The organism is Streptomyces sp., assembly GCF_031178505.1.
GTDB lineage: Bacteria > Actinomycetota > Actinomycetes > Streptomycetales > Streptomycetaceae > Streptomyces > Streptomyces gulbargensis.
This window is the reverse complement of sequence record NZ_JAPSIW010000256.1, coordinates 1-8,436: the sequence shown is the minus strand read 5'-3', so window position 1 is coordinate 8,436 and position 8,436 is coordinate 1. Positions and strand designations below refer to the sequence as shown.

General features: G+C 73.5%; 7 protein-coding genes. 6 read left to right on the top strand and 1 reads right to left on the bottom strand.

All coding sequences use genetic code 11. The annotated features are described in order from the left end of the window. From RIF68_RS18200 to RIF68_RS18185, 4 genes are all read left to right on the top strand, one after another. Window positions 1-345 (top strand): alpha/beta hydrolase (locus tag RIF68_RS18200; RefSeq protein ID WP_309052327.1); only part of this gene is annotated, 345 nt, incomplete at its 5' end. After that, window positions 342-1,223: an SDR family oxidoreductase gene (locus RIF68_RS18195; RefSeq protein ID WP_309052326.1), complete on the top strand. Its 882-nt coding sequence runs from the start codon at window positions 342-344 to the stop codon at window positions 1,221-1,223. The genes RIF68_RS18200 and RIF68_RS18195, both read left to right, overlap by 4 nt. A gap of 153 nt (window positions 1,224-1,376) precedes the next feature. Then, complete coding sequence (locus RIF68_RS18190; protein WP_309052325.1) at window positions 1,377-1,577, top strand: hypothetical protein; 201 nt, start codon at window positions 1,377-1,379, stop codon at window positions 1,575-1,577. A gap of 154 nt (window positions 1,578-1,731) precedes the next feature. Beyond that, on the top strand, window positions 1,732-2,259 hold the full coding sequence (locus RIF68_RS18185; RefSeq protein WP_309052324.1) for a GNAT family N-acetyltransferase: 528 nt from the start codon (window positions 1,732-1,734) through the stop codon (window positions 2,257-2,259). Here the strand turns inward: RIF68_RS18185 and RIF68_RS18180 are convergent. Next, entirely contained in the window at window positions 2,202-5,654 is a 3,453-nt protein-coding gene (locus tag RIF68_RS18180) for a S41 family peptidase (RefSeq protein ID WP_309052323.1), read from the bottom strand. The genes RIF68_RS18185 and RIF68_RS18180 overlap by 58 nt on opposite strands. A 193-nt stretch (window positions 5,655-5,847) precedes the next feature. On the opposite strand from RIF68_RS18180, the gene RIF68_RS18175 reads away from it, so the two are divergent. Both RIF68_RS18175 and RIF68_RS18170 read left to right on the top strand, forming a co-directional pair. After that, complete coding sequence (locus tag RIF68_RS18175; RefSeq protein WP_309052322.1) at window positions 5,848-6,420, top strand: TetR/AcrR family transcriptional regulator; 573 nt, start codon at window positions 5,848-5,850, stop codon at window positions 6,418-6,420. Window positions 6,421-6,533: 113 nt separating this feature from the next. After that, window positions 6,534-8,436: MMPL family transporter (locus RIF68_RS18170; protein ID WP_309052321.1), on the top strand; the 1,903-nt coding region annotated here is incomplete at its 3' end.

Genomic DNA, 8,436 nt, shown 5'->3' with positions numbered 1-8,436 from the left:
GGCCCCGGTTCGGCGCCCGACCGGGTCGACACCTGCGCCCGGATCGTGCACGCCTGCCCGCGCCCCGCCCGGTACGGCTGGTCGCAGGTCCTGGCCGGCCTCGATCTCCAGGCCGGCCTCGCGGACCTGCGGCTTCCGGTGGCGGTGCTCGTCGGCACCGCCGACCGGCTCACCCCGGCCGCCCACTCCCGGGCGATGGCGGAGGCGCTGCCGCACTGCACGGGCCTGGTCGAGCTGGCCGGCGTGGGCCACATGACGCCGGTGGAGGCACCCGAGGCCGTCACCGCGGCCATCCGCGAACTGACCCTCACCTACCTGGGGGCGAAGGAGGAGGCAGAGGCATGAGCAGGGTGAGCCTGGAAGGACAGGTGGCGGTCGTCACCGGAGGTGCCCGCGGCGTCGGAGAACTCCTCGCCCGCAAGCTCTCCGCGCGCGGCGCGAAGATCGCGCTGGTCGGCCTGGAACCGGAGCTGCTCAAGGAGGTGGCGGGGCGGCTGCACACCGAGGCCGACTGGTGGCACGCCGACGTCACCGACCACGAGACCATGGCCCGGGTCGCGGCCGAGGTGAAGGAACGGTTCGGAAAGGTCGACATCGTCGTCGCCAACGCCGGTGTCGCGGCGGGCGGTCCGTTCGTCGACTCCGACCCGGTCGCCTGGCGGCGGGTGATCGAGGTCAACCTCATCGGCGGCGCCGTCACCGGCCGGGCCTTCCTGCCCGTCCTGATGGAATCCCGCGGGTACTTCCTCCAGATCGCCTCGCTCGCCGCGATCACCCCGGCCCCGATGATGACGGCGTACTGCGCCTCCAAGTCGGGCGTGGAGGCCTTCGCGCACAGCCTGCGCGCCGAAGTGGCCCACAGGGGCGTGAAGGTGGGCGTCGGCTACCTCTCCTGGACCGACACGGACATGGTGCGGGGTGCCGACCAGGACGACGTGATGAAGGAGCTGCGGCGGCGGCTGCCGTGGCCGGCGAACCGCACGTACCCCCTCGGCCCGGCCGTGGACCGGATCGTGGCGGGCATCGAGCGGCGCTCGGCCCATGTGTACGCCCAGTGGTGGCTGCGCGGGATGCAGTCGGTGCGCGGCCACCTCCCGGGCCTGATCGCCACGGTGGGCCGCCGCGAGGTGGAGCGCTTCGGGCCGCGGCTCGGGACCGTCTCCAAGGGCCTGGTCGGCGCGGGCGGCGCGGCCGACGAAGCGGCGCGGGCGGAACGGGCCTGAGGGAGGGGGCCGGCCCCGCACAGGGGCCCGGCCCCGGCCCGTTACGTACCGTGATGCTCCGACATGCGAAGTATGTTCGCCCATGCGAATCTGGTCGTGCCCCCGGGGCCAACGGGCCCCGTCCCCCTCACACCCTTCTAGGAGTGAACTTTCATGGGCATGGACCAGTTCAAGGACAAGGCCGAGCAGCTCAAGGAGCAGGCCAAGCAGGCCGCGGGCAAGGCGAAGAACGAGGCGTCGGAGCGCGCCACCCAGGGCCGTGAGCGTGCGGCCCAGGGCCGGGAGCGCGCCGCGGAGCAGACGCGCCGCCCGCAGCAGGACGCCCAGCAGCGGAACCGGGACTACGAGTCCTGACCCCGCCGCCGTACGGCGCCCGAGGAGTCTGACGCCGCTCGGCGTCGGCCGTCCTTGAGGAAGGCGCACCCGGGACGCCGGGTGCGCCTTTCGCGCGTGATCTTGGCGCATAAGTCGCGCGCGTCCCGGGCCGGTTCTCCGTACCGTGGCGCCCATGGCCGTACTTGAGCGCATCCGATCCGACCACGGGCCCGCCCTGCTCGCCTTCGAGCGGGAGAACCGGGCGTTCTTCACCCGCTCGGTGCCCGACCGGGGCGAGGCGTACTTCGAGGAGTTCGACGCCCGGTACCGGGAGCTGCTGGAGGCGCAGGACGCCGGCGAGATCCACTTCCACGTGCTGGTGGCGGAGGGCGGGGAGATCCTCGGCCGGGTCAACCTGCTCGGCGTCGACCCGCGCGAGGGCACCGCCGAACTCGGCTTCCGGCTGGCCGAGAAGGCGACCGGCCGGGGCCTCGCCACCCGGGGCGTACGGGAGGTGTGCCGGCTCGCCGTCGAGGAGTACGGGCTGCGCCGGCTCACCGCGGCCGCTGCCCTCGCCAACGACGCCTCCCGCGCGGTCCTCACCCGTGTCGGTTTCGGGGCCGTCGGCAGCGTCGGCCTCGGGCCCGGCGAGCCCGGCATCGCCTACGAGCTCGACCTCGGGGGCAGCTTCGGACGCGAGCGGTCCGGTACGTCCTCGTAGCCCGGGGGGCTCGCGGCCGGTGTCTTCTCCAGGAGCGCGAGCGCCACGTGCACGGCGTCGTCCAGCTGGGCGTGCCGGCCCTCGGCCCAGTCCAGGGGGGTGCGCAGGACCGCGAGGTCGGGTTCGACGCCGTGGTTCTCGACCGACCAGCCGTACTCGGGGAACCAGGCGGCGTTCATCGGGACGGTGATCTGCGTGCCGTCGCCGAGCCGGTGGCGGCCGGTCATGCCGACGACCCCGCCCCAGGTGCGCTGGCCGACCACGGGTCCGAGGCCGAGCAGCTTGAAGGCGGCGGTGATCATGTCGCCGTCGGAGGAGGTGGCCTCGTCGGCGAGGGCGACGACGGGGCCGCGCGGGGCGTTCGAGGCGTAACTGACGGGCTGCGCGTTCCGGGTGAGGTCCCAGCCCAGGATCTTCCGGGTGAGCTGCTCGATCACCAGCTCGCTGATGTGGCCGCCCGCGTTGCCGCGCACGTCCACGATGAGCGCGGGCCGTGAGACCTCCATGCGCAGGTCGCGGTTGAACTGCGCCCAGCCGGAGCCGCCCATGTCGGGGATGTGGAGGTAGCCGCACCGGCCGCCGCTCAGCTCCCGGACCACCGCGCGCCGCTTGGTGACCCAGTCCTGGTAGCGCAGCGGGCGCTCGTCCACGAGCGGGACGACGGCGACCCGGCGGGCGCGGCCCTCGCCCTCGGCGGGCGTGAAGGTGAGCTCGACGGTGGTGCCGCCGGTGCCGGCGAGCAGCGGGTACGGCCCGGCCACCGGGTCCACGGGCCGGCCGTCGACGTGGGTGAGGATCGCGCCGGGGCGGATGCCGGTGCCGGCGAGCGGTGAACGGGCCTTGGAGTCGGAGGAGTCGCCGGGCAGGATGCGTTTCACCGTCCAGCCGCCCTCTCGGGGCACGAAGTTGGCGCCGAGCAGGCCCTGCGGGCGCTGGTAGTGCGGCGGGCCCTCGTTGCGGCGGGCGGGGGTGACGTAGGCGTGCGAGGTGCCGAGTTCGCCCATGACCTCGCGCAGCAGATCGGCGAACTCGTCGGGTGAGGCGACCCGTTCGACCAGCGGACGGTACTGGTCCAGGATCGCGGACCAGTCGACCCCGCCCATGCCGGGTTCCCAGAAGTAGGCGCGGACGATCCGCCCCGCCTCGTCGAAGGCCCCCCGCCACTCGGCGCCCGGGTCGACCTCGTGCAGGATGCGCCGCAGGTCCAGGTAGACGGTCGAGTCGCCGTCGCCGGGCTCGGTGGCGGGCACGGCCCGCAGCTCGCCCTCGTCCACGATCACCAGCCGGCTGCCGTCACCGCTGACGGCGAACCAGTCCAGGTCCTTGGCGAGTTCGGTGCGGCGCGCCCGGGTCACGGAGAAGTGTTCCAGGGTGGGGCGGCCCGAGGTGTCGGCCGGGTTGGCGAAGGTCTCGCCGAGCGCGCCCGAGATGGGCCAGCGCAGCCAGACCAGGCCGCCGCCGCTGACCGGGTGCAGGGCCGAGTACTTGGAGGCGGCGACCGGGAAGGGCGTGACCCGGTCGGCCAGGCCCTCGACCTCGACGGTGACCGTGCCGTCCCCGGTGTCCACGGCGTCGTCGGGGTCGAGCCCGCCGGCCGCCGGCCGCCCGTCGGGGAGCAGCGCGAAGGGGGAGGGCGTGGCGGAGGAGAGTGGTACGAGATAGGGGCGGCAGCCCAGCGGGAAGGACAGGTCGCCGGTGTGGACGTCGTACACCGGGTCGAAGCCCCGCCAGGAGAGGAAGGCCAGATAGCGGCCGTCCCGGGTGAAGACCGGGTTCTCGTCCTCGAAGCGGCCGTTGGTGACGTCGACGACGGTGGGGGCGCCGGGGCCGGCGATGCGGGCCATCTTGATGGAGCGCAGGGAGCGGCCGATACCGGGGTGCGACCAGGTCAGCCAGGCGCCGTCGGGGGAGAAGGCGAGGTCGCGGACGGGGCCGTTGACGGACCGGATGAGCTCGGTGACGCGGGCGGGCGCCGCTTCCGTGGCGGAGGCTCCGTCCGTGGCCCCGGTGCCTTCCGCGCCCTCAACCCCTTCCGTGCCTGAGGGCCGGTCCGTACCCGGGACCCCGTCCGTACCTGGGGCCGCGGCTTCTTCCGTACCGTCCGGCTCCTCGCCGGTTCCGGTGACCTCGAGGCCGCCCGAGTCCTCACCGGTGTCGATCAGGAGCAGCCTGCCGTCGTGGGAGGCGACGGCGAGGCGGTCCCCGTCGGGGTCGGCGGCCATCTCCTCGACCCGGCCGAGCAGGCCCTGCGCGAGGCGGCGGGGCGGCCGGTCGCCGGTGGCGCGCGGCAGGTACGCCACCTCGATGGCGTCCTCGCCCTCGGCGTCGGTGACGTACGCGATCCGGCCCCCGCTGCCGAGCATCTCGGGCAGCCGGACCCGCACCCCGGGGGTGTCGGTCAGGGCGCGGGCCGGGCCGTCGCGGTGGGTGAGCCAGTAGAGGCTGCCGCGCACCCCGACGGCGCTGGCGCGGCCGGTCTCGTCGACGGAGAGCGCGTCGACGTGGTGGGCGGCGGGCACCTGATAGGGGCGGCGGCCCGCGCGCTGGCCCCCCAGTCGTACCTCCAGCTTGCGCGGCCGGGAGTCCGGGGTCAGCTCGTCCACGATCCACAGGTCGCCCGCGCACTGGTAGACGACCCGGCGGCCGTCGCTGGAGGCGTGCCGGGCGTAGAAGGCGTCGTGGTCGGTGTGGCGGCGCAGGTCGGTGCCGTCGGGCAGGCAGGAGTAGAGGTTGCCGATGCCCTCGTGGTCGGAGAGGAAGGCGATCCGCCCGCCGACGAACATCGGTGCGTCGAGCTGGCCCCCGAGGTCGGCCAGGAGCCGTTCGCCGTGCAGCCAGAGCCGGCCGGTGGCACCGCCCCGGTAGCGCTTCCAGGCGGCGGGCTCGTGCGGCGGCCGGCCGGTGAGGAGGAGGGTGCGGCGCTCCCCGCCGGCCTGGTCGGAGCAGGAGATGTCGCTGACCGGCCCCCAGGGCATGCGGCCGCCGGGCGAGCCGTCGGTGGGCACGGTGTAGGCCCACGAGAAGTACGAGAAGGGCTGGCCGTGCGAGGAGACGGCGAGGATGTCGGAGCGGCCGTCCTTGTCCGGCGGCGTCCAGGAGCAGACCCGGGTGTCGGTGGAACCCCAGTGCGTGAGCCGTCGGGCCGGTCCGCCGTCGACGGGCACGAGGTGGATCTCGGGGTCCAGGCTGCGCCAGCTCGTGTAGGCCACGTGGCGGCCGTCGGGGGAGAAGCGCGGCGGGCCGACGCGGGTGCGGTCGACCGTGAGCCGCCAGGCTCTGCCGGGCCGTTCGCCCTCGGGTACGAGGGGGGCGAGCCACAGGTCGTCCTCGGCCGCGAAGCACAGCAGGTCGTCGTGGAGGTGCGGAAAACGGAGGTAGGCCACGTCGTCGCTCACCCCCTCATGCTTTCCGCGCGAAGGGGGCGCGGCAACTCGTACGCGTGTCCACCCGCCGCACCCGTACGGGGGAGGGCCGGCGCGGGGCCGGACGCCGTGTGTCCCAGAACACGTACGAAACGGTTTCGTTTCGATGAGGGTGCGGGTAGGGTCGAGGTGTACGACACCGTTTCGATCGGACGGGAGACCGGTCATGGCACGCAGCAGGCTCACCCCCGAGCGTGAGTCCGAGCTGTACGAAGCCGTGCTCGACCTCCTCCGCGAGGTCGGCTACGACGCCCTCACCATGGACGCCGTCGCCGCCCGCACCCGTTCCAGCAAGGCCACCCTCTACCGCCAGTGGGGGAGCAAGCCGGAACTGGTCGCCCGTGCCCTGCGCCACAACAAGCCGGTCGATCTCACCGAGATCGACACCGGTTCCCTGCGCGGGGACTTCCAGGCGCTCCTGGAGCGGACCGACGACTGCCAGATGGAGAAGGACGCCGCGCTGATGCGGGGTCTGGCCCATGCCGTCCACGACAACCCCGACCTGCACCAGGCCCTGCGCGAGCTGCTCATCGCACCCGAGATGAACGGTCTCGCGGAAGTCCTCGGCCGGGCCGTCCGCAGGGGCGAGGTCGACGCCGGGAACCCGGCGCTCTCGCTCGTCCCGCACATGCTGATCGGCGCGTTCGTCGCCCGTCCGCTGATCGACGATCAGCCGGTCGACCACGCGTTCCTCAGCGCCTACGTCGACGCCGTCGTGCTCCCCTCACTCGGCGTCTGACACCCGCTGTCCCCGCAGCGACCCGCAGCACCCCGCACCACCTGACGCGTACCGCTCACGCCGTCGGGCCGGCTCCCCATGCCCTGTCCCAATCACACCGGGAGTACGCACCCGTGGCCACCTTCCTCTACAAGCTGGGCCGCTCCGCCTTCCGGCGCCGACGGCTCGTCGCCCTCCTGTGGGTGGCGCTCCTGGCGGTCGCCGGAGTCGGCGCCGCCACCGCGCCCGCCGCCACCTCCAGCTCCTTCTCCATACCCGGCACCGAGGCCCAGCGCGCCTTCGACCTGCTCGAAGAACGCTTCCCCGGCGCCGGCGCCGACGGAGCCACCGCCCGCGTCGTCTTCAAGGCCCCCGACGGCCGGAAGATGACCGACGCCGCGCACAAGGCCGTCGTCGAGGAGACCGTCGCCGCCCTGAAGTCCGGCTCGGACCAGATCGCCGCCGTCTCCGACCCGTACACCACGCAGGCCGTCTCCCGCGACGGCTCGACCGCCTACGTCTCCGTCACGTACAAGGTCAACGCGATGGAGCTGACCGACGCGACCCGGGACGCCCTCAAGGAGACCGGGCACAACGCGCAGGGCAGGGGGCTGACCGTCGAGATCGGCGGTGACGCGCTCCAGACCATGCCGGAGCAGGGCGCGAGCGAGGCCGTCGGCGTGGTCATCGCCGGCATCGTGCTCGTCCTCACCTTCGGCTCGCTCGTGGCCGCCGGGCTCCCGCTGCTCACCGCGATCATCGGCGTCGGCATCGGCGTCTCCGCGATCACGGCCCTCGCGAACGTCCTGGACCTGGGCAGCACCACCTCCACCCTCGCCACGATGATCGGCCTGGCCGTCGGCATCGACTACGCCCTCTTCATCGTCTCCCGCTACCGCGCGGAGCTCGCCGAGGGCCGGGACAAGGAGGAGGCCGTGGGCCGCGCGGTCGGCACGGCGGGCTCCGCCGTCGTCTTCGCCGGTCTCACCGTCGTCATCGCCCTCGTCGGCCTGGCCGTCGTCAACATCCCGATGCTGACGAAGATGGGCTTCGCCGCCGCCGGCACCGTGGTGATCGCCGTCCTCATCGCGCTCACCCTCATCCCGGCGCTGCTGGGCTTCGCCGGCGACAAGATCGTCAGCCGTAAGGAGCGCAAGGCGGCCAAGGCGGCCGAGGGTAGGGAGGCGGGCAAGCAGGGTGCCGGTACGACCGGGGCCCCGGCGAAGCCCAACGCGGGGACGCGCTGGGCCGGCTTCGTCGTCCGCCGCCCCCTGATGGTGCTGCTCGTCGGCGTCCTCGGCCTCGGCGCCATGGCCGTCCCCGCCGCCTCCCTGGAGATGGGCCTGCCGGACGACGGCGTCAAGCCGGTCTCCGCCACCGAGCGCCGGGCGTACGACCTGCTGTCCGACGGCTTCGGCCCCGGCTCCAACGGCCCCCTCCTCGTCGTCGTGGACGGCGACCGGGCCACCGCCGACCGGACCGTCTCCACGATCAAGGGCCTCGACGGCTGGGCCGCCGTCACCCCGGCGACCGCCAACAAGGCCGGCGACGCCGCCATGATCACCGTCGTCCCGAAGGACCGGCCCTCCTCGGCCGCCACCGAGACGCTGGTCCACGACATCCGGGACGCCACCGGCGACGAGGTCCTCGTCACCGGCGCCACCGCGATGAACATCGACTTCTCGCAGAAGATGAACGACGCCCTGGTGCCCTACCTCGCCCTGGTCGTCGGGCTCGCCTTCGTCCTGCTGACCCTGGTCTTCCGCTCCGTCCTCGTCCCGCTCAAGGCGGCCCTCGGCTTCCTGCTCTCGGTCGTCGCGGCCCTCGGCGCGGTCGTCGCGGTCTTCCAGTGGGGCTGGCTGGGCAGCCTGTTCGGCGTCGAGCAGACCGGCCCGATCATGTCGATGATGCCGATCTTCATGGTGGGTGTCGTCTTCGGTCTCGCCATGGACTACGAGGTCTTCCTCGTCACCCGGATGCGTGAGGCGTACGTCCACGGCGAGCGGCCCGCCCAGGCCGTCGTGACCGGCTTCCGGC